Raw genomic sequence first — 19,474 nt, 5'->3', positions numbered from 1 at the left:
GTTAAGGAGCAGTGGCACACATGCGGCACGTACAAGAGGCACGGGCGGTGCCCGCCGAGCACGAGGCCCGACCGGCCCCGGTGACCATGCCGGCGAACGGCTCGCCCTACCGCCTGGGAGCGGCGCTGTTGCAGTCGCTCGCGCAGGAGATGAACGCGCTGGCCGAACAGGCGTCGGCGCTGCTGAGCATGCCACCGGAGAGCCTGTCCCTGGACGCGGACGCCTTTGCCCAGATCGCCCGCAGAAACGTTCCACGCTGGCATTTCGCCATGCTGAACGACACCGAGCGCAACACCGCGCTGATGACCGCCCTGGAGCGGGGCATCCCGGCGGGCGCGACCGTGCTGGACATCGGCTCCGGCAGCGGGCTGCTGGCCATGGCCGCCGCCCGGGCCGGCGCCGGCCGGGTGTTCACCTGCGAGATGAACCCGCTGCTGGCCGAGATCGCCCGGAACGTCATCAGCGCGCACGGCATGTCCGACGTCATCACCGTCATCGGCAAGCCGTCCACCGCGCTGGACCCGGTGCGTGACCTCGGCGGACCGGTGGACGTCCTGGTGTCGGAGATCGTCGACTGCGGACTGATCGGCGAGGGTCTGCTGCCCTCCGTGCGGCACGCCCGCGAGCACCTGCTGAAGCCGGACGGGATCATGCTGCCCTCGGCGGCCCGGCTGCACGGCCGGCTGGTCAGCAGCGATGAGGTGCTGAAGCTGAACCAGGTCACCACGGCCGGCGGCTTCGACGTCTCGCTGATGAACACGGTCGCTACCCGCGGCCACTTCCCGGTCCGGCTCGACACCTGGCCGCACCGGTTCCTGTCCGAGGCGGCGCCGTTGGTCGAGTTCGACCTGGCGCGGTCCGCGCTGGAGCCCGGCGAGCGCCCCCTCGCCCTGACCGCCACCGCCGACGGCGAGGTCCAGGCCCTCGCGGTCTGGTTCGAGCTGGACATGGGCAGCGGCATCACCCTGTCCAACCCGCCGGACAACCCCCGCTCGCACTGGATGCAGGGCTGGGTGCCGCTGGACAAGCCGGTGCCGGTCAAGGCGGGGGAGACGCTCGCCCTGCGGCTCGGCTGGAGCGACTTCACCCTCCGCGTGAGCATCTGACAGCGCATCACCCCGGCACCGGTCACGAGCCGGCGGCCGTACCTGTCTGCACCAGGACCTGGAGTTAGCGATGAGTCACGTCCCCCCGCACGTCCCGTTCGAGCTCAGCGGCGCGGAACTGCGCGACGCGATCGTGCAGTACGCCACCAACCCGATCTACCACGACAACCTCGACTGGCTGAACCACGACAACCCCTACCGCCGGCAGCTAAGGCCGCAGGTGCTGCCCCACCTGGACTACGACAAGGTCCCGGGCCGGGAGAACATCCTCAACTACGCGAGCCTGGCCGTGCAGCGCCTGCTGACCTCCGTCTACGAGGCCGACCTGGTGTTCTTCCCCAAGTCCGGGCTGAAGGGCAAGGAGGAGGACTTCCGGGCGTTCTACAGCCCCGCCAACCGGGCGCTCGGCGAGCGGATCCGGCCGGCGCTGGAGCGCTACGCCTTCGGTTTCCTCGACGACGAGGTGGAGACCTCCGGCACCTGGACCGCGCAGAGCCTGGACGCCTACCTGGACTCCCTGGACACCGCGGGCGGCGCGGAGCAGTCCCCGGTGGAGAAGGCCATCCTCGGCTCGGCCGACCGCGAGCGCGCGGCCCGGATGTGGCTGGTGCAGTTCGCGCCGGACTTCCTCTCCGAGGCCTCGCCGATGATGCGCAACGTGCTCGGCTACTACGGCCCGGCCCAGTCCGAGTGGTTCAAGGTCGTCATCGACGAGTACGGCTACGGCGTCCACGACACCAAGCACAGCACCCTGTTCGAGCGGACCCTGGAGTCGGTGGGCCTGGAGTCCGACCTGCACCGGTACTGGCAGTACTACCTGAACAGCAGCCTGCTGCTGAACAACTACTTCCACTACCTGGGCAAGAACCACGAGCTGTTCTTCCGTTACGTCGGCGCGCTGTACTACACGGAGAGCTCCCTGGTCGACTTCTGCCGCCGCGCGGACCACCTGCTGCGCGAGGTGTTCGGCGACACGGTGGACACCACCTACTTCACCGAGCACATCCACATCGACCAGCACCACGGCCGGATGGCCCGCGAGAAGATCATCAAGCCGCTGGTGGAGGCGCACGGCGACGGCATCATCCCGGAGATCGTGCGGGGCATCGAGGAGTACCGGGTGCTGCTGGAGATCGGCGACTTCGACTTCTCCGAGCAGATCGCGTGGATGGACGCCCAGCCCGAGCTGAAGAAGCTGCACGACCCGGTCTTCGAGGGTCTCAAGCAGGGCAAGGTCGACGCCCCCGTGGCGCACCTGGTCGAACCGCGCGGCGAGCTGTCCAACACCCACTGCCACGACGGTGACGAGCTGTGCCACATCGTCTCCGGCACCATGCGCTTCGAGAGCGGCCTGGGCTCCTCGCTGACCCTCCAGGCCGGCGAGGGCGTCGTCATCAAGCGCAACCGGCTGCACGGCGCGAACATCGAGTCGGACGAGTGCGTCTACGAGATCCACTCGGTGGGGGACTACCGAAAGTGCCTGTAGTGACCTTCTCCGCCGAGGGGCGGGACAACTGCGTGGTCATCGCGGGGACGCCGTACGTCTACGCGACGGTCGGCGGCCGGGGCTTCGTGATGCGGGCCCGGTGCCCGCACCGCGGCGGCCCCCTGCACCTGGCCGGGGTGGCCGAGGACGGGGTACGGCTGGTGTGCCCCTGGCACGAGCGGAAGACCTCCGTGGCCCGGATGCGGGCGGAGGTCCCCGCCGTGCGGGTGGGCGGCCGGGTCACCGCCGTCTTCCCGGAACGGCCGGCGGCCGGCGGCTGGCCGGCCCCGCCCCAGGACTGCGCCGTCGGGCTGGAGCACCGGCCGCTGGCACCCGCGCTGAGCCGTCCGTCCAGGGCCGGCTGAGCCGCCCGGGCCGGCCGGTCCGCCGGCCCCTGCAACGCCCCGGCGCCGTCCGGTGTTCTACAGAAGCCCGGTCCGTGGCCGGGGGCCGACGCGGCCCCCGGCCACGGACCGGGCCACGAACGACCACATGTGAGGAGAACGGAACATGGGCAGGGACGGGGACAAGCCGCTGCTGCTGCTGATCGGCAGCAGCTCGCGGCGCAGCCGGGAGTTCATCCTGCGGTCGGTGAGCCGGCGCTACGCGCTCTGGCTGCTCCAGCCGGCACCGGTGACCTGGGAGGAGCCGTACGTCGTCGGCAGTACCCAGGTCGACAACACCCGTCCCGAACTCCTCGTCGAGGCCGCCCGCCAGGTGGCCGCCGAGCACGAGGTGACCGGTGTGTTCTGTTACGACGAGGGCCTGGTCACCCCGGCCGCGCACGTGTCCGAGGCGCTGGGGCTGCCGGGCAACTCCCCGGAGACCGTGATCGCCTGCCGGGACAAGAACGCCACGCGGACCGCGCTGGAGCGGGCCGGGGTCGCCCAGCCCGCCTCCATCGGTGTGCGGTCCCTGGCCGAGGCACAGGCGGCGGCGGACAAGATCGGCTTCCCGGTCGTGCTCAAGCCGCGCGGTCTCGCCGGCGGCATGGGCGTGCGCCGGGCCGACGGACCCGACGAGGTGGACAGCGCCTACCGGGCGGCGACCGGCGTCACCTACCCGGGCGTGCCCGTCTTCGAGGTGTCCGTGCTGGTCGAGGAGTACGTCGACGGGCCCGAGATCAGCGTCGACGCCGTCTTCTTCGAGGGCGAGGGCACCCCGCTGGCGGTGGCCCGCAAGCAGGTCGGGCTCGCGCCGTTCTTCGAGGAGACCGGGCACGAGGTCGACGCGGCCGACCCGCTGCTGTCCGACCCGCGGCTCCTCGAGGCGCTGCGGGCCAGCCATGCCGCGCTGGGCTTCCACACCGGGGTGAGCCACACCGAGTTCCGGCTCACCGCCGACGGCCCGCGCCTGATGGAGGTCAACGCCCGCCTCGGCGGTGACATGATCCCCTACCTCGGCGAGCTGGCCACCGGCGTCGACATCGCCATGGCGGCGGCCGACGTCGCCGCGGGCCGGCGTCCCGAGACCACGCCGACCCGGCGGCGGGCCGCGGCGATCACGTTCCTGTACCCCGAGCGGGACACCGAGATCGAGTCGGTCACCGTCCACGAGGACCGGCTCACCCCGGAGATCCACAGCGCCGAGCCGATGGCCGACCCCGGGGCCGTGCTGCGGCTGCCGCCGCGCGGCTACATCTCCCGGTACGCCCGGGTCATCGCCCTCGCCGACTCCATGGAGCGGGCGCGGGCGGCCCTGCTCGGGGCGCCGGAGATCGTGGAGATCGCGGGCCGGCCGGCGCAGGAGCCGCCCCGATGACGACCGGACAGACGTCCGCCGGGCCGGGGAAGGCGGGCCGGCCCTCGGTCCTGGAGACCCTGCGGGGCATTCCGGGCCCCATCTGGCTCGTGCTCGTCGGCATGCTGGTCAACCGGCTCGGCAACTTCCTCCAGATCTACCTGGTGCTCTACCTGACCGCCAAGGGGTTCTCCGCGACCGAGGCCGGGTTCGCGCTCGGCGCCTACGGCGTGGGGTCGGTGGTCGGCGTCCTGGTGGGCGGCTCGGCCTCCGACCGCATCGGCTACGCCTGGACGATCGTCGGCTCGATGGCGCTCGCCGGGCTGGGCACGCTGAGCCTGCCCCACCTGGGCAGCCTTCCCCTGGTGATCGTGGTGGCCGCGGTCATCGGTCTGCTGGCGCAGATGTACCGGCCGGCCTCCTCGGCCCTGCTGGTGGAGCGCACCCCGGAGCACCACCACGTGATGGTGTTCGCCGTCTACCGGATGGCGTTCAACCTCGGCACCACCGTCGGCCCGCTGCTCGGCGCGCTGCTGATCAGCCACTCGTACAACCTGATCTTCTATCTGGAGGCGGGGGCCCAGCTCAGCTTCGCCGTGTTCGCCCTGGTCCTGGCGCGCTCCGGGGGCATGGCGGAACAGGCCGAGCGGCACGCCGACGCCCCGCGCCGGTCGTACGCCGCCGTGCTGCGGGACACCCGGTACGTGCTGTTCCTGCTGGCGCTCTTCCTCAACGCCGTCGTCTACATCCAGCACACCTCCGCGCTGCCGCTCCAGATCAAGGCCGACGGGCACGGCGTGGCCTTCTACTCCAGCCTGCTGTCGCTGAACGCCGTCATGGTCATCTGCCTGGAGCTGCTGTTCACCAAGTACGTGCAGCACCTGCCCGGCAAGGTCGCCGTGGCGCTCGGCATCGGCCTGGTCGGCGTCGGGATGAACCTGTACGTGGCCGGGCCCGGCATGGCCATGTACGTCGTGGCGACCGTGGTGTGGACGGCCGGCGAGATGATCGGCACCCCGACCGCCTCGGCCTGGCCGGGCAAGGTCGCCCCCGAGCACCTGCGGGGCCGCTACATCGCCGCCGCCGCCTTCCCCATGCAGATCGGCTACGCGGTCGGCCCCGTCCTCGGTGTCGCCGCCTGGCAGCTGTCGCACGCGTCCGTGTGGTGGCTGTCCGGGCTGCTGACCGTGGGCGCCGTGGCGGCCACCCTGGCCGGCATGAGCGAGCGCCGCACGGACCACGGCACCGGCACCGCCGAGGCCGGCGAGCAGCCGGCCGGGCACGGCGGACCGGTCGCCGCCGACACCCCCTGACCCGCCCCACCGCACCCCGGATTCGGAAGCGAGCGAGCCGCGCATGGCCTACGCAGAAGGCATAGAGAAGTTCGTGGAGACCGTCAACGGCGCGTTGCCGCCGGACTTCTACACCTACCCCGTCGAACGGCAGCGGGTCCTGTACGACTCGCTCACCGAGGTCCTGCCCATCCCCGTCCCCGAAGGCGTCCGGCACCGGGACGCCACCGTGACGCACGAGGGCCGCACGGCCCGCGTCCGCGTCTACGAACCCGCCGGACGCACCGGCGACGCCGTGCTGTTCTACATCCGCGGCGGCGGCTTCGTCATCGGCTCGCTGCACAGCCATCACAGCCTGGTCGCCGAACTCGCCGACCGCACCGGCCTGGTGGCCGTCGCGCTGGACTTCGGCATGGCCCCGGAGAACCCGTTCCCCGGCCCGCTGGAGGACTGCTACGCGGGCCTGTGCGGCACCCTCGCGGACCTGCCCGCGCTGGGCCTCGGCGACCTCGACCCGGACGGCGCGGTGATCTGCGGGGAGAGTTCCGGAGCCAACATGGCGGTCGTGCTGTCGATGATGGCCCGCGACCGCGGCGGCCCCCGGCCGCGCGGCCAGGCGGTGATCAGCCCGGTGCTGGACTTCACCCGCTGGCGCCACGGCGGCGAGGACGCCCCCCTGCTGTCCGGCGGCGAGATGGAGTTCTACACCGCCTGCTACTGCCCGAAGCCCGAGCAGGCCGCCGACCCGTACGTGTCGCCGCTGCTCGGCGGGGACTTCCGGAGTCTGCCGCCGGCCTATGTCGTCGGCTGCGCGATGGACTCCCTGTGCGTGGACGCGGAGAAGTACACCGCCCTGCTCAGGGAGCACGGCACGCCGGTCACCTATGTGCGCGAGGAGGGGATGGTGCACGCCCCGGTGCGCGCCCGGCGGGTCAGCGAACCCGCGGCGGACTTCTTCGCCCGGTACTGCGCCGCCGTCTCCGCACTGGCCCGGAAGGAGGCCGCCGATGGCGGGCGCTGACCCGGGCACCGGGCCGGGGCGGGGCCCCTGTGTCATCGTCGACCCCTACTCCTCCGGAGCCCTCTTCGCCGACGCCCTGCGCGAGCGGGGCGTCCCGGTCGCGGCGGTGGTGAGCAGTCCGCGCCCGCCCGAGGCCTACGCCTCCTCCTACCGGCCGCAGGACTTCCCCGACGTCATCGTCCACGACGGCGACCTGGACGAGGTCGTGGAGCGGGTACGGGCACTGGACCCGCGGTGTGTCCTGGCCGGCTGCGAGTCCGGCGTGGAACTGGCGGAACGGCTCTCCCCCCGGGTGCTGCCCGGGCTGAGCAACGTGCCCGCCCTGGCCGAGGCCCGCCGGGACAAGAGCCGGATGGCCGACGCCGTCCGGGCCGCCGGGCTGCCGGTCATCCCGCAGCTGTGCACCGCCGACGCCGAGGAAGCGGCCGGCTGGCTGGAGCGCGAGGGGCTGACCGGGGCCGACCTCGTGATCAAGCCGCCCAAGAGCGCCAGCACCGACGGAGTGATCAAGGTGCCGGGCGGGGCCGGCTGGCGGGCCGTGTTCGAGCGGCAGATCGGCCGGGTCAACCAGTTCGGCGAGGTCGACGACCGGCTCATCGTGCAGAAGTTCGTCACCGGCACCGAATACGTGGTGGACACTTTCAGCCACGACGGCAAGCACTCCCTGGTCGACGTGTGCGCCTACGGCAAGGTCGACAACGGCCCGCACATGGCCGTCTACGACACCATGCGCTGGCTGCCCCCCGACGACCCGGCCGTGCCCGCCCTCGCGGATTACGTCTTCGGCGTCCTGGACGCGGTGGGCATCCGCTTCGGCTCCGCCCACGTCGAGGTGATGGGCACCGCCGACGGCCCGCTGCTCATCGAGCTGGGCGCCCGCCCGCACGGCGGCGGCCAGCCCCGGTTCAACCGCAACGCCACCGGCGACAGCCAGATCGACCGTACGGTGCGCTGGCTGACCGGCGGCGAACTGCCGCAGAGCTACGAGCTGCTGACCCAGCAGATGTGCGTCTTCCACATGGCCCGCCGCTCGGGGACGGTGAGCGGTACCGCCGTCCTGGACGAGATCCGGACCCTGCCGAGCCACCACTTCTCGGTGCAGAACCTGTCCGACGGCGACCGGGTCCCCGTCACCAAGGACCTCGTCGACAGCCTGGACTTCGGGTTCGTGATCCTCGCCCACCCGGACCCGGAGCAGATCGAGCGGGACTACCGGGCCGTGCGCGCCCTGGAACGGCGGCTGGTCATCACCGGGCCATGATCCACGCGCTCGCCTTCCTGACGAGCTCGCTGGTGGTGATCATGGCACCGGGTCCCGACCTGGCCCTGATCACCCGCCTGGTGCTCACCGGCTCCCCGCGCACCGCGGTGCCCGCCGCGTTCGGCATGATCACGGCGGGCGCCCTCCAGGCGGCCCTGGGCGCCCTGGGCCTGAGCGCGCTGCTCGCCGCCCGCCCGGACCTGTTCGCCGCGTTCCGCTGGGCGGGCGCCGCCGTCCTGCTGGTCTGGGGCTGCCGCGCCCTGCGCGCCGCCCTGCGCGCGCCGGACACCACGGAGTCCGGCGCGCGGGCGGAGCCGGACGACACCCCGCGCGGCAGACGGCGGGCCTTCGCGCTGGGGCTGCTGTGCACCGGCTCCAACCCCAAGGTCGGCATCTTCCTGATGGCGTTCCTGCCGCAGTTCGTGCCGGCCGGCCTGCACCCGGCCACCGGGGTGGCGGTCCTGGCCTGCTGTTATCTGGCCCTGGTCCTGGCCTGGCTGCTGGCGTGGACGAAGCTGGTGCACCGGCTGTCCCGGCACCTCCACTCGGCGCGGGCCCAGCGCCTGACCAACGGGCTGACCGCCGTCGTCTTCGGCGTCTTCGCGCTGCGCCTGGCCCTCGGCGGATGAGCCCGGCCGGGGCCCGGCCGGGCCCCGGCCCCGGTTCTCAGGCCGTCCGGAACCGTTCCGCCTCCTCCTGGCCGAGCAGCGTCCTGGCGTACCGGAGCAGCGGCGCGGGCACGTCGAACCGGCCCAGCACGTGCTCGCGCACCATGCTGGCGTCGGCCAGGCGGCACAGGGCCCACCGGGCCTCGCCCGGCGGCAGGCCGGCCAGCTCGGTCAGGGTGTACGAGGTGATGTCGGTGCCCCTGGTCCGGCCGAGCAGCCGGAACACCCGGCGGGCCGGCTCCGGCAGCACCCTGTAGGACAGCTCGAAGGCCGCCTGGACCGAGCACAGCAGGCCGTCCCCCGCGTCGGCGGGCTGCGGGGACAGCCCGCCGATCTGCAACCCGGTGTAGTACTGGGCGATGCCGAGACAGGGGTGCTGCACCAGCCGCGTCGCCAGCGTCCGCAGCACCAGGGGCAGCCCGCCGCAGTACTTGCCCAGGGCCATGGCCGCCAGGGGCTCCCGGCCGACGCGTTCCGGCCCCAGCAGCCGGCCGAGCAGCGCCAGCGCCTCGTCGTCGTCCAGCCCGTCGAGGGCGACCCGCTGGACACCCTCCCTGGCCGCCAGGTCGGGCAGGGCGTTGCGGCTGGTCACGAGCACGGCACAGCCCGCGTCCCCGGGGATCAGGGGCCGGATCTGCTCCTCGTCCCACGCGTTGTCGACCAGCACCAGGACGCGCCGGCCGGACAGCCGGGTGCGGTAGAGGCTCGTCGCCTCGCCCAGGGTGCCGGGGATGCGGTCCCCCGGAACCCCGAGGGCGCGCAGGAACGAGGCCATCGCCTCCAGGGCGTCGAGCGGGCGCTGGCGGGCGTGGCCGTGCAGGTCGACGTAGAGCTGCCCGTCCGGGAAGCGGCCGAGCACCCGGTGCGCCCAGCGCAGCGCGAGCGCCGTCTTGCCCACGCCGGGCGGCCCGGTGATCAGCGCGGCCGGGACCTGCCCGTCCCGCTCGCCGGGCGCGAGGAGCAGCCGGTCCAGTTCCCGCAGGTGGGCGGCGCGGCCGACGAAGTGCCGGTTCAGGCCCGGGAGCTGGGACGGCCGGGCCTCGGGCGGCCCGGCCGGGGCGGGCGCGGGCACGACGGGATCCCGCGGGGCCGCCGCCGGCTGCCGGGCCGCCGGCGCGCCGCCCGGTGCGGTCAGCTGCTGCTGCAGGATCCGCACATGGGCCTGGCGCAGCTCCTGGCCCGGCTGGAGCCCCAGTTCGGCGTCGAGGCGCCGGCTGACCTCGGCGAACACCCGCAGCGCCTCGGACTGCTCGCCGCAGCAGGCCAGCGCCAGCATCAGCCGGGCCTGGAGCCGCTCGTTCAGCGGCTCGTCCTCGGCGGCGGTGTACAGCGCCGGCACCACCAGCTCCGGCTGGTGGAACCGCACGGCCAGCTCCGCGTACAGCAGCAGGTTCTCGGTGCGCTGCCGGGTCGCCGCCGTGGCCGCCGGATGCAGGGCCAGCTGGGGTTCCTCGGTCAGGATCGGGCCGCGCCAGCAGCGGTGGGCGAGGGCCGCGAACTCGTAGGCCGCCGCCGGGTCGCCGCCGGCGTGGGCCCGCCGCGCCCGGTCGGCCAGATCCTGGAAGCGGGTCAGGTCGATCTGGTCGCGCCCGACGGACAGGGCGTAACCGATGGGGGTGCGGATGAGGGGGGACGGGTCCGCCTGGCCGGCGCCGGGGACGCGCAGCAGGCCGCGCGCCTGGCTCACATAGGTGTGGATCAGGTTCTGGTACGAGCGCGGCGGTTCCTTCGGCCAGAGCGTGCGGCCTATTTCGTCCAGGCTGGCGGACTCGGGATGGCACAGCGCCAGCAGGGACAATAATCTCCGCAGCTTGCAGGCGCGCACCTCGGTCACCGTGCCGCCGCGGTCGATGCTCAGCGCGCCGAGAATACCGATGCGCAGGCCCGGTTCACCCGGGTTTGCGGGTCTGCGGCTCCTGGACACGGAAGTCCGGATATCGCCTACATCGAGTCCGAGGACGTCCGCCAGGCGTCGCAGCGTACGCGTCTGCGGCTGTTCCACCCGGCCGCTCTCGATGTCCCGCAGGGCCCGCACACTGATCCCCGACAGCGCGGCGAACTCCCGCTGGGTCAGGCCGGTCTGTTCCCGGAACGCGCGGACCTGGGCCGGGAAGGGAAGTGCCGGCCCGGGGTGGACAGGACGGTCGGTGACAGTTCCGGTGATGCGAAGGTCCGGCATGCGCCCCCCGGTGCCGAGTGATGATCAGCCCCCTGGCAGTGCTCGATTGCTGGCGATCGTAAGTCGAATGGCCCGGTGGCGCAATTTACGCCGCGTGAACATCGAATAGCGGCGGCGCATATGCACCTTGGCGGAAATCGTTCGGTGTGCGCTGTTGTCCGGAAAAGCAGATTGACAGGAGGGGCCGGGGGGAAAGATGACGGGGTTTCCGTCATGCTGTCGGCATACCGGCCTGTCCGGATCCGGGGCGCCGGGGCCGGCGGGGACCGTCCGGCCGGCACCCCTTCCCTGTGGCGGGGGAGCACCCGGCGCACCGGGTGCCGACCGGTCCCGGGAAGGAGAGCGGCCGTATGACACCCACCCCCAGGACCGCCGGCGGCACGCCCGACGGTCCCGCCCCCGCCGGGCCGGCGCTGCTCGACGAGGCGCGCCGGCTGGCCCCCGGGGCGGTCGCCCTGCGCCGCGCCCTGCACCGGGGCCCGGAACTCGGCCTCGGCCTGCCGGCCACCCAGCGCCTGATCCTGGACGCGCTCGACGGCCTCGGCCTGGACATCCGCACCGGGCGCGCCCTGTCCTCCGTGACCGCGACCCTCACCGGGGCGGCCGACGGCCCGACGATCCTGCTGCGCGCCGACATGGACGCGCTGCCGGTCACCGAGGACACCGGGCTGCCGTTCGCCTCGCGCGGCCCCGGGCTGATGCACGCCTGCGGGCACGACGTCCACATGGCGATGCTGGTGGGCGCGGCCCGGCTGCTCGCCGGGCGGCGCGAGACGCTCCCCGGGCGCGTGGTGTTCATGTTCCAGCCCGGCGAGGAGGGCCACCACGGGGCCCGCCTCATGATCGAGGAAGGGGTGCTGGAGGCCTCCGGGAGCCGGGCCGACGCCGCCTTCGCGCTGCACGTGAACCCCAACATGCCGGCCGGCGCGGTGCTGCTGCGGCCGGGACCGCAGCTCGCGGCCTCCGACCGGTTCCGGGTCGTGGTCCACGGCCGCGGCGGGCACGCCTCCGCGCCGCACACCACCTGCGACCCGGTGCCCGTGGCCTGCGAGATCGTGCTCGCCCTGCAGAGCGCGGTCACCCGGGGCGTGGCCGCCGACGACAGCGCCGTGCTCAGCGTGACCCGGCTGGCCGCGGGCACCGCGACCGGCGTCATCCCCGACACCGCCGAACTCGCCGGCACCCTGCGCACGCTGGCCGGGCCGACCCGGCAGCGGCTGCACGAGGCCATCGCCCGGGTCGCCCACGGGGTGGCCGCCGCGCACGGGGCCACGGCGGAGGCGGCCGTCGTCCCCGGCTACCCGGTCTCCGTCAACGACGCCGGCATGACCGCCCTCGTCCGGCGCGCCGCCGCCGGCGCGCTCGGTGCCGGGGCGGTGCACGACCTGCCCGCCCCGCAGATGACGGCGGAGGACTTCTCCTACGTCCTGCGGGCCGTCCCCGGCGCCCTGGCCTTCCTCGGCGCCTGCCCGCCGGACCGGGCCCCCGACGAGGCCCCGTCCCTGCACTCGCCCCGCATGACCGTCGACGAGGACGTGATCGCCACCGGCATCGCCTGCGAGGCGGCGGTGGCCCTCGCCTTCCTGGCCGGCCGCGGACGCCTGGACGGTTGACCCCGGGGCGGACGGGCCGTAGATTCCCGTGCCGTCCAGCTCATTGGTCCAGACCAGAGGTCGGGGGATCGGCGTGCGCGAACCCGTGGCACCCAGCTCGGTGCACACCCCGCCCGCCACGGCCGCCGGTTCCGGCGGGATCTTCTCGCCGCCGCACCTGGCCGCCACCCTGACCTTCGCCGTGGTGATGTTCCTGACCGGGTTCGCCGCCCTCGCCGTGGTGCCCACCCTGCCGACGGCGGCCCGGGACCTGGACGGCGTGTCCCTGTTCCCCGTCGTGGCCGGCTGCTTCGTCGCCGCCGGTCTGTTCGGCGGGGTGCTGGGCGGGCACTGGGCGGACCGGTCGGGTGCCCGGCGGCCCCTCGCGCTCGGCATGGTCCTGTCGGTGCTCACCCTGCTGGTGTCCGCGTCCAGCGGGTCCGTCTGGCAGCTCGCCGCCGGCCGGTTCGTGGACGGCCTGGCCGCGGGCCTGGTCGCGGTGTCCGTGACCACCGCCGTCGGCCAGTGCTACCCCGAGCACCTGCGGCCCCGGATGCTCGCGCTGCTGAGCGCCGGCTGGGTCCTGCCGTCCCTGCTCGGACCGCCGCTGGCCGGCCTGGTCGTCCAGTGGTGGTCGTGGCGCGCGGTCTTCTACGGCCTGGCCGCGCTGACCGCCCTGCCCGCCGTGGCCCTGGTCCTCGTCCTGCGCCGCGCCCCCGGCACGGCCCCCGGAACGGCCCCCGGCGCGGCCTCCAGGGTGGCCGAAGTCCCCGCCGAGCGGCCCCCGTTGCTGGTGGCGGCCCTGCTCAGCCTGGGGGCGGCGCTCGGGCAGTACGGGGCCTCCGCGTGGGACCCGCGCCACCTGGCCGCCGTCGCCGCCGGTGTCATCCTGCTCGTCGTCCTCGCGCCCCGGCTGCTGCCGCGCGGCACCTGGCGCGGGGCCCGGGGACTGCCGGTCACGGTGCTGCTGCGCGGGCTGACCTCCGGCACCTACTTCGCCGTGGAAGCGCTGGTGCCACTGATGCTGATCACCGAACGGCGGGTCGCGGCGGTGGTGGTCGGCGCGGCCTTCACCGCCTCCGCCGTGCTGTGGGCCGCCGCCTCCTGGGTGCAGGGCCGGGTGCTCCCGCACATCGCCCGGCACCGCCTGGTCACCGCGGGCGCCCTGGTGATGGCCGCCGCCGTCGCCCTCGCGGCGGCCGGCTGCTCCGGCGGCCTGCCCCCGGTCACGGCGGCGGCGGCCATGCCGCTGTCCGCCGTCGGCATGGGGCTGCTCGACCCCTGCGTCACCGTGCTCTCCCTGAAGCACAGCCCCCCGCACCGGCAGGGCCACACCACCAGCGCCCTGCAGACCAACATGAACCTCGGCCAGGTCGTCGTGCTCGCCCTGGCCTCCGCCGTCCTGAACGCCTGCCTCGCCGCCGGCGCCGGGCCGCTCCCCGGCTACCGCGCGGCCTTCGCCCTGCTGCTCCTGCCGCCCCTGCTGGTCGCCCTGCTCGCCGTCCGCGCCCGCGGCGACTGAGCCCGGGCGGCGGACGCGGCCCGCCCGGCGGCGGCCATACTGTCCGCATGGAACGCATCGGGGGTTACCTCGTCGAACGGCGGCTCGGCGAGGGCGGCATGGGAACCGTCCACCTCGCACGCACGCGCGGCGGGCGGGCCGTCGCACTCAAGGTCGCCAAGGCGGAGCTGGCCGCCGACCCGGTCTTCCGGGAGCGGTTCCGCAGCGAGGTGGAGGCGGCCCGCGCGGTGGGCGGCTTCCACACGGCGCCGGTGGTGGACGCCGACGTGGACGGCGACCCGCTGTGGCTGGCCACCGCCTACATACCCGGGCCCACCCTCGCCGAACGGCTCGCCGCCGAGGGCGCGATGGACGAGGCGGGACTGCGGGCGCTGGCCGCCGCGCTCGCCGAGGCGCTGGAGTCCATCCACTCCTGCGGCCTGGTGCACCGCGACCTCAAGCCCGGCAACATCATCATGGCCGCCGACGGGCCGCGCGTCCTGGACTTCGGCATCGCCCGCGCCGTCGAGTCCACCCGCCTCACCGCCACCGGCACCGCCTTCGGCACCCCCGGGTTCCTCGCCCCCGAACAGGCCCTCGGCCACGAGGTGACCGGTGCCGCCGACGTCTTCGCCCTCGGCGCCGTGCTGGTCGCGGCGGCGGGCGGCAGCGCCTGGGGGGAGGGGACGCCGATGGGGCTGATGTACCGCTCGGTGCACGAGCCGCCGGACCTGTCCACCGTGCCCGCGGGGCTGCGGGACGTCGTCGCCCAGTGCCTGGCGAAGGAGCCCTCGGCCCGGCCGACGCCCGCCGCGCTCCTGGACCGGCTGACGGGCCCGGCCCCGCGACCGGCCGGATGGGGGCCCGGGCCGGCCACGCCGCCGTACGCGCCGGGGACACCGGCGGCACCACCGTATCCGCCGGCGGGCGATCCCCGGCAGCCGTCCGGCACCCCGCCGCAGCCGTTCCCCGTGCCCCCGGCGCCCGCCACGCCCCCGCAGCCGTACGCCGCCGCCCCGCAGGCCCGACCGGCGCCTCCACAGGCGCCTCTGACGCCCCATCAGACACCCACCGCGTACGGCTTCGGACCGCCCGTCCCGTACGCCGGTCCGGAGGTCGCGCTCGCCGACGGGGACTCCGGTGCCGTCGTGAACGCGACCGGTGTGCAGCTCGAAGTGGGCGGTGTCGCCGCCGACTTCCCGTGGCACGAGGTCGCGCGCGTCGACCGCGGCCGGCGTGGCCACCACTTGACGCTGACCGTACGACTGTGGGACGGCGGCGTGTACTCCTGTGAGCTGAACGCCCGGCGCAGGGCCCGGCTCACCGAGTGGGTGGCCCGGCTCGACCCGGTCCTCGCGCACTATCTGAACCGGTGACGAAGGGCGGCCCTCGGCCGTAACGATGCCATGAACTGAGCTCGTTCAGGCGTGAACCGGTCGCGTGCTGGGCACGGACCTCCTACCGGCGTGCCGAACCGGGTGCCGGCAGGAGGAGGGCGTCATGGACCGTCGGATCCGGGTACGTGTCAGCCGGCGGCCCGCCGCCCCGCGCGGGCAGGAGATCGACCGCAGGACTCCCTCGGGGCGCGTGCTGCCGTACTGACCCGGCGGACCGCGGCGGCCAGCGCGGACCGCAGCGGCTCCGGGGGCGGCGTGCCGTCCGGCGCGGCGCTCGCCGTGACCGCCGACGCGACCTGCCGCAGCTTGGTGTTGGTCCGCTGGGACGCCTCCCGCAGGATCTCCCACGCCTGGTCGGGGGTGCAGGTGTGGGCCGCCATCAGGATGCCCCGGGCCTGGTCGATGACCGGGCGGGAGTCGATCGCGTGGCGCAGCTGCGCGATCTCGAGGCGCAGCGTGTCCAGTTGCTCGGCGCGCTCCTGGGCCACCGCGGAGGCCGCGCGGTCGGTCAGAGCGGTGGGCAGGGTGCCGCTGAGCGGGTCCGCGGGGTCCAGGCCCATCAGCTCCAGCACCCGGCGCGGCTGCCCGCGCCAGCCGGTGGCGGAGACCGGTACGTCGCGCCGGCGGCCGTACTCGCGCAGCGTGACCAGGGCCGTCAGGCCCGCCGTGTCCAGGAAGACCACCTCGGAGGCGTCCAGATCGACCCGGGCGGTGCCCGGCGGCAGCGCGGCCAGGGTCCCGGCGAGGGTGTCGGCGCAGCCGTGGACCAGCTCGCCGCGGGCGCCGAGCAGGGCCCGGCCGCCTTCCGTACGGACGCCGACGGCCAGGGGCGCCGACCGCCCGCCGTGCGGGCCGCGTGCCGCCGTGGTCATGTCTCCCCTCCCGGTCCGCCGATCCTCCGTAGCCCCTCACCTGCCCCCGACCCCGCGCCCTACACCCGCCGGTCTCCCCCCGGCGCGAGCCGCATCGGCCGGGCCGCGCCAGACCCGGGGCGATCGGGGCCGGCCGGGTGGTCACCCGTGTGCGCTCGGACGGGAGCCGTGCGCGCCGGGTGCGGGCCGTGCCTGTGGGTGTCCGGGTTCGTGTCCGTCGGTCCGGGTGCGTGTCCGCCGGGCGCGGGCGGTGTCGGCCGGGCTCCATCCGGTGTTCGCCGGGGGAGCGCACGCGCTGGGCTCTACCGGTATGCGCTGGGCGCGAGTCGTACGCGTCGGGTGTGGGCCGGGTCTGTCGGTGCGGGTTCGTGTCTGTCGGTCCGGGTGCGTGTCCGCCGGGCGTGGGCGGTGCCGGCCGGGCTCCATCCGGTGTTCGCCGGGGGAGCGGCACGCGCCGGGCTCTACCGGTATGCGCTGGGCGCGAGTCGTACGCGTCGGGTGTGGGCCGGGTCTGTCGGTGCGGGTTCGTGTCTGTCGGTCCGGGTGCGTGTCCGCCGGGCGTGGGCGGTGCCGGCCGGGTTCCACCCGGTACCCACCGGGGAGAGCGGCACCGGCCGGGCTCCACCCGCACTCGCCGGGGCGAGCCGCATCCGCCGGGGTGAGTCGTGCCCGCCGGGGCGAGTGCGCGCCCCGCCGTGCGTTCCCCCCTCCCCGCCGTGCGGTCCCCCTTCCCCGGGCGCCCCCTCCCCGGTGGGATTGGGCCGTCTCGCCGTCGGTGTGGGCGGGGTCCGGCGGTGGCTCCAGTCGTGGGCGGTGGGGCCGGTGCGTGCTGGGTGGGGTGGTGGAGGGCGCATACTGGGCAGCTGTGTATCCGTGCGACTGGGAGATGGCATGAGCCGACCCGAGCCGGCCCGGCCGCTGTCGGCCACCGCAGTGCCGAAGCAGGCGGCGCCGCGGCTGGACGTGTACCCGCTGACCGGGCGGAGCGGGTTCCGCGCCGTCGGCGAGGTGATCCTGCCCACGCGGGGGATATGGGAGCGCGCGTTGGAGCGGGTCGTGCGCGAGGCCGAGGACGTCGGGGGCGAAGACGTGTACTACTTGGAGCTTTCCGCGGTGACCTTCATCGACGTGGCAGGCGCGGACGCGCTGGCGGACACCGCCCGGAGCCTGGAGGGGCGGCGCCGGCTGGTGCTGGACCGGCCACCGGACTCCCTGCCGCGGATGCTGGGCCTGCTGTGGCCGGGCCTTCCCGGGGTCGAGGTGTCGGCATCATGACCACGGCCACCCACCCCGTGGACCCGTTCGTCCACCCCGCCCTGTTCTACGCCGACTCGCACGAGTACCTGGCCGGCACCGTGCCCTTCATCCGCGAGGGGCTGGCGGCCGGCGAGCCGGTCGCCGTCTCCGTGCCCAAGGAGAACCTGGCGCTGATCCAGGACGCGCTGGGCGCCGACGGCGCCGCCGTGCGGTTCCTGGACATGCGCGAGGCCGGCCGCAACCCCGGCCGGATCATCCCCGGTGTGCTGCGCGCCTTCGCCGACCAGCAGCCGGCCGGCCGGCGGGTCCGGATCATCGGCGAGCCGATCTGGGCGGGCCGCAGCCCGGCCGAGTACCCGGCCTGCGCCCAGCACGAGGCGCTGATCAACGCCGCGTTCCAGGGCCGGGACGTCACCATCCTGTGTCCCTACGACACCTCCCGCTTGGAGGAGAGCGTCCTCGCCGACGCCCACGCCACCCACCCGGTCGTCATCCCGGCCGGCTCCGCCGCCGCGGTGGCCAGCGCGGCGTACGACCCCGACGGCGTCGTGGCCCGCTACAACCTGCCGCTGCCGGCCGCCCCCGGCGCCGGTCCCGGGGTGCTCCGCACCGCCTTCGCCGAGGACTCGCTCTCCGCCGTCCGGCACCTGGCCACCGACCACGGCGCCCGGCTGGGCCTGGCCGGGACCGCCCTGGAGAACCTGGCGCTGATCACCGCCGAGCTGACCACGAACAGCGTGGTGCACGGCGGCGGCACGGGCACCCTCACGGTGTGGGCGGAGGACGGGTACGTGCTGTGCGAGGTCCGCGACAAGGGCCGCCTCGCCGATCCGCTGGCCGGCCGCCGTCCCCCCGCCCGCGACCAGCGCGGCGGACGCGGTCTGCTGATGGTCAACCTGCTGTCCGACCTGGTACGCGTCCACACCGGACCGGAGGGCACGACCATCCGCGCCTACCTGAGCCGTTGAGAACCGGGCCCGGCGACACCCCGGCCGCCGGGCCGGCCGGCCGGACGCCCTGAGGCGTACGGCCCCTCAGGCGGCCGGCGGAGGGTGGGGGAGCGGTTCGAGCCGCCCCTCCAGCATCGCCCCCAGCCCTTCTGCCGCGCACACGTCCGGGCGCTGCGCGATGTGCACCGGCATCCCCGTGGCCTCTCGCAGCATCTGGTCGAAGCCGGGCAGCAGGGCCGAGCCGCCGACCATCACGACCCCGCGGTCGGCGAGGTCGGCCACCAGATCGGGCGGGCAGTCGCGCAGCACCTGCCCGATGCCGTCCAGGACGGCCGTCAGCGGGGTCTCGATCGCGTCCCGTACGGCGGCGGTGTCCACGCGCACGCTGCGCGCCAGCCCCGTGGCCACGTCCCGGCCGTGGATCTCGGCCGACGCCGGGCCGTGCGGGGTCAGCCCGTTGCCGGACAGGGCCAGGTGCAGCGGCCGTACCGACTGGGTGGGCAGCATCAGCTTGTGCGCGTGCCGCAGGTGCTGCACGATCGCGTGGTCCACGGCCTCGCCGCCCACCGGGATCCGCTCGGCGGCGACGATGGAGCCCAGCGACAGCACCGCGACCTGGGTCGCCGCCGCCCCGCACACCAGGACCATGGTGGCCTCGGGCCGCTCCACGGGCAGCCCGCACCCCACCGCGGCGGCGATCAGCGTGTCCACCAGCTCCACCCGGCGCGCCCCCAGCCCGACCAGCGTCTCGACGGTCGCCCGCCGGGCCAGCGGGTCCGCGTCGTGCGGGGCGCAGGCCGCCGCGCGCAGCCGGGGCTTGCGGCGCAGCATGCGGCGCATCTTGTCGCCGAGCAGATGCCGCAGCATGCGCTGGGCCATGTCGATGTCGACCACCGTGCCGCCCGCGACGGGCCGGACCACCTTGATGTAGTCGGGGGTGCGGCCCGTCATCCGCTCCGCGAACTCGCCCACGGCGATGAGGGCGCCGCTGCGGGTGTTCACGGCGGCGGCCGAGGGCTGGTCCACGACCAGACCGGCGCCCTTCACATACACCCGGGTACGCGCCGCGCCCAGGTCGACGGCGAAGTGGCAGCGGCGCAACTGCTCCAGGCTGACGGTCACGGCGGATCCTCCCGAGTGCGCGGGCCTTGC

General features: G+C 74.6%; 16 protein-coding genes. 13 read left to right on the top strand and 3 right to left on the bottom strand.

Annotated features, from left to right (window positions below):
* Positions 1–20: 20 nt before the first annotated feature.
* The 8 genes from AB0E62_RS15030 (at position 21) to AB0E62_RS14995 (ending at position 8,535) form a co-directional block, all read left to right on the top strand.
* Complete coding sequence (locus AB0E62_RS15030) at positions 21–1,106, top strand: 50S ribosomal protein L11 methyltransferase (RefSeq protein ID WP_362192487.1); 1,086 nt, start codon at positions 21–23, stop codon at positions 1,104–1,106.
* Between the two features lie 70 nt (positions 1,107–1,176).
* Positions 1,177–2,592 carry an iron-containing redox enzyme family protein gene (locus tag AB0E62_RS15025; protein WP_362192484.1) on the top strand — a complete coding sequence of 472 codons (1,416 nt, stop codon included), beginning with the start codon at positions 1,177–1,179 and terminating at the stop codon, positions 2,590–2,592.
* On the top strand, positions 2,583–2,957 hold the full coding sequence (locus AB0E62_RS15020) for a Rieske 2Fe-2S domain-containing protein (protein ID WP_362192481.1): 375 nt from the start codon (positions 2,583–2,585) through the stop codon (positions 2,955–2,957). The genes AB0E62_RS15025 and AB0E62_RS15020 overlap by 10 nt, the downstream gene beginning before the upstream one ends.
* Positions 2,958–3,102: 145 nt before the next feature.
* On the top strand, positions 3,103–4,353 hold the full coding sequence (locus AB0E62_RS15015; protein WP_362192478.1) for an ATP-grasp domain-containing protein: 1,251 nt from the start codon (positions 3,103–3,105) through the stop codon (positions 4,351–4,353).
* Positions 4,350–5,645, top strand: a complete 1,296-nt coding sequence (locus AB0E62_RS15010; protein ID WP_362192475.1) for an MFS transporter — start codon at positions 4,350–4,352, stop codon at positions 5,643–5,645. The genes AB0E62_RS15015 and AB0E62_RS15010 overlap by 4 nt, the downstream gene beginning before the upstream one ends.
* Positions 5,646–5,688: 43 nt before the next feature.
* Positions 5,689–6,645 (top strand): alpha/beta hydrolase, encoded by a 957-nt coding sequence (locus AB0E62_RS15005; RefSeq protein ID WP_362192472.1) that lies wholly within the window; start codon positions 5,689–5,691, stop codon positions 6,643–6,645.
* Positions 6,632–7,906, top strand: coding sequence for an ATP-grasp domain-containing protein (locus tag AB0E62_RS15000; protein ID WP_362192470.1), 1,275 nt, complete (start codon positions 6,632–6,634; stop codon positions 7,904–7,906). The genes AB0E62_RS15005 and AB0E62_RS15000 overlap by 14 nt, the downstream gene beginning before the upstream one ends.
* Positions 7,903–8,535 (top strand): LysE family translocator, encoded by a 633-nt coding sequence (locus AB0E62_RS14995; protein WP_362192467.1) that lies wholly within the window; start codon positions 7,903–7,905, stop codon positions 8,533–8,535. The genes AB0E62_RS15000 and AB0E62_RS14995 overlap by 4 nt, the downstream gene beginning before the upstream one ends.
* 37 nt (positions 8,536–8,572) lie before the next feature.
* On the opposite strand, the gene AB0E62_RS14990 is transcribed toward AB0E62_RS14995, so the two are convergent.
* Positions 8,573–10,753, bottom strand: coding sequence for a BTAD domain-containing putative transcriptional regulator (locus AB0E62_RS14990; RefSeq protein ID WP_362192464.1), 2,181 nt, complete (start codon positions 10,751–10,753; stop codon positions 8,573–8,575).
* 350 nt (positions 10,754–11,103) lie between these two features.
* On the opposite strand from AB0E62_RS14990, the gene AB0E62_RS14985 reads away from it, so the two are divergent.
* From AB0E62_RS14985 to AB0E62_RS14975, 3 genes are all read left to right on the top strand, one after another.
* Positions 11,104–12,366 (top strand): M20 family metallopeptidase, encoded by a 1,263-nt coding sequence (locus AB0E62_RS14985; protein ID WP_362192461.1) that lies wholly within the window; start codon positions 11,104–11,106, stop codon positions 12,364–12,366.
* 85 nt (positions 12,367–12,451) lie between these two features.
* Positions 12,452–13,867, top strand: coding sequence for an MFS transporter (locus AB0E62_RS14980; protein ID WP_362192827.1), 1,416 nt, complete (start codon positions 12,452–12,454; stop codon positions 13,865–13,867).
* Between the two features lie 47 nt (positions 13,868–13,914).
* Positions 13,915–15,222, top strand: coding sequence for a serine/threonine-protein kinase (locus AB0E62_RS14975; protein ID WP_362192458.1), 1,308 nt, complete (start codon positions 13,915–13,917; stop codon positions 15,220–15,222).
* Positions 15,223–15,371: 149 nt separating this feature from the next.
* Here AB0E62_RS14975 and AB0E62_RS14970 read toward each other — a convergent pair whose 3' ends face one another.
* Positions 15,372–16,115, bottom strand: coding sequence for an ANTAR domain-containing protein (locus AB0E62_RS14970; protein WP_362192454.1), 744 nt, complete (start codon positions 16,113–16,115; stop codon positions 15,372–15,374).
* Between the two features lie 891 nt (positions 16,116–17,006).
* Here AB0E62_RS14970 and AB0E62_RS14965 point away from each other — a divergent pair.
* Positions 17,007–17,390, top strand: coding sequence for an STAS domain-containing protein (locus AB0E62_RS14965; RefSeq protein WP_362192451.1), 384 nt, complete (start codon positions 17,007–17,009; stop codon positions 17,388–17,390).
* Complete coding sequence (locus AB0E62_RS14960; RefSeq protein WP_362192448.1) at positions 17,387–18,340, top strand: anti-sigma factor RsbA family regulatory protein; 954 nt, start codon at positions 17,387–17,389, stop codon at positions 18,338–18,340. The genes AB0E62_RS14965 and AB0E62_RS14960 overlap by 4 nt, the downstream gene beginning before the upstream one ends.
* Positions 18,341–18,406: 66 nt before the next feature.
* On the opposite strand, the gene AB0E62_RS14955 is transcribed toward AB0E62_RS14960, so the two are convergent.
* Positions 18,407–19,444 carry a rod shape-determining protein gene (locus AB0E62_RS14955; RefSeq protein ID WP_362192445.1) on the bottom strand — a complete coding sequence of 346 codons (1,038 nt, stop codon included), beginning with the start codon at positions 19,442–19,444 and terminating at the stop codon, positions 18,407–18,409.
* Positions 19,445–19,474: the final 30 nt, after the last annotated feature.

Origin of the sequence: Streptomyces sp. NPDC038707 (assembly GCF_040636485.1) — a bacterium.
Classification (GTDB): domain Bacteria; phylum Actinomycetota; class Actinomycetes; order Streptomycetales; family Streptomycetaceae; genus Streptomyces.
Note: the sequence above shows the minus strand (reverse complement) of the source record. Positions and strands in the feature narration are given on the sequence as shown.

Excerpts from the sequence above, each read along its gene's own strand:
- AB0E62_RS15030 (WP_362192487.1), top strand. The coding sequence starts at position 21 with ATGCGGCACGTACAAGAGGCACGGGCGGTGCCCGCCGAGCACGAGGCC.
- AB0E62_RS15025 (WP_362192484.1), top strand. The coding sequence starts at position 1,177 with ATGAGTCACGTCCCCCCGCACGTCCCGTTCGAGCTCAGCGGCGCGGAA.
- AB0E62_RS15015 (WP_362192478.1), top strand. The coding sequence starts at position 3,103 with ATGGGCAGGGACGGGGACAAGCCGCTGCTGCTGCTGATCGGCAGCAGC.
- AB0E62_RS15010 (WP_362192475.1), top strand. The coding sequence starts at position 4,350 with ATGACGACCGGACAGACGTCCGCCGGGCCGGGGAAGGCGGGCCGGCCC.
- AB0E62_RS15005 (WP_362192472.1), top strand. The coding sequence starts at position 5,689 with ATGGCCTACGCAGAAGGCATAGAGAAGTTCGTGGAGACCGTCAACGGC.
- AB0E62_RS15000 (WP_362192470.1), top strand. The coding sequence starts at position 6,632 with ATGGCGGGCGCTGACCCGGGCACCGGGCCGGGGCGGGGCCCCTGTGTC.
- AB0E62_RS14995 (WP_362192467.1), top strand. The coding sequence starts at position 7,903 with ATGATCCACGCGCTCGCCTTCCTGACGAGCTCGCTGGTGGTGATCATG.
- AB0E62_RS14990 (WP_362192464.1), bottom strand. The coding sequence starts at position 10,753 with ATGCCGGACCTTCGCATCACCGGAACTGTCACCGACCGTCCTGTCCAC.
- AB0E62_RS14985 (WP_362192461.1), top strand. The coding sequence starts at position 11,104 with ATGACACCCACCCCCAGGACCGCCGGCGGCACGCCCGACGGTCCCGCC.
- AB0E62_RS14975 (WP_362192458.1), top strand. The coding sequence starts at position 13,915 with ATGGAACGCATCGGGGGTTACCTCGTCGAACGGCGGCTCGGCGAGGGC.
- AB0E62_RS14970 (WP_362192454.1), bottom strand. The coding sequence starts at position 16,115 with ATGACCACGGCGGCACGCGGCCCGCACGGCGGGCGGTCGGCGCCCCTG.
- AB0E62_RS14965 (WP_362192451.1), top strand. The coding sequence starts at position 17,007 with ATGAGCCGACCCGAGCCGGCCCGGCCGCTGTCGGCCACCGCAGTGCCG.
- AB0E62_RS14960 (WP_362192448.1), top strand. The coding sequence starts at position 17,387 with ATGACCACGGCCACCCACCCCGTGGACCCGTTCGTCCACCCCGCCCTG.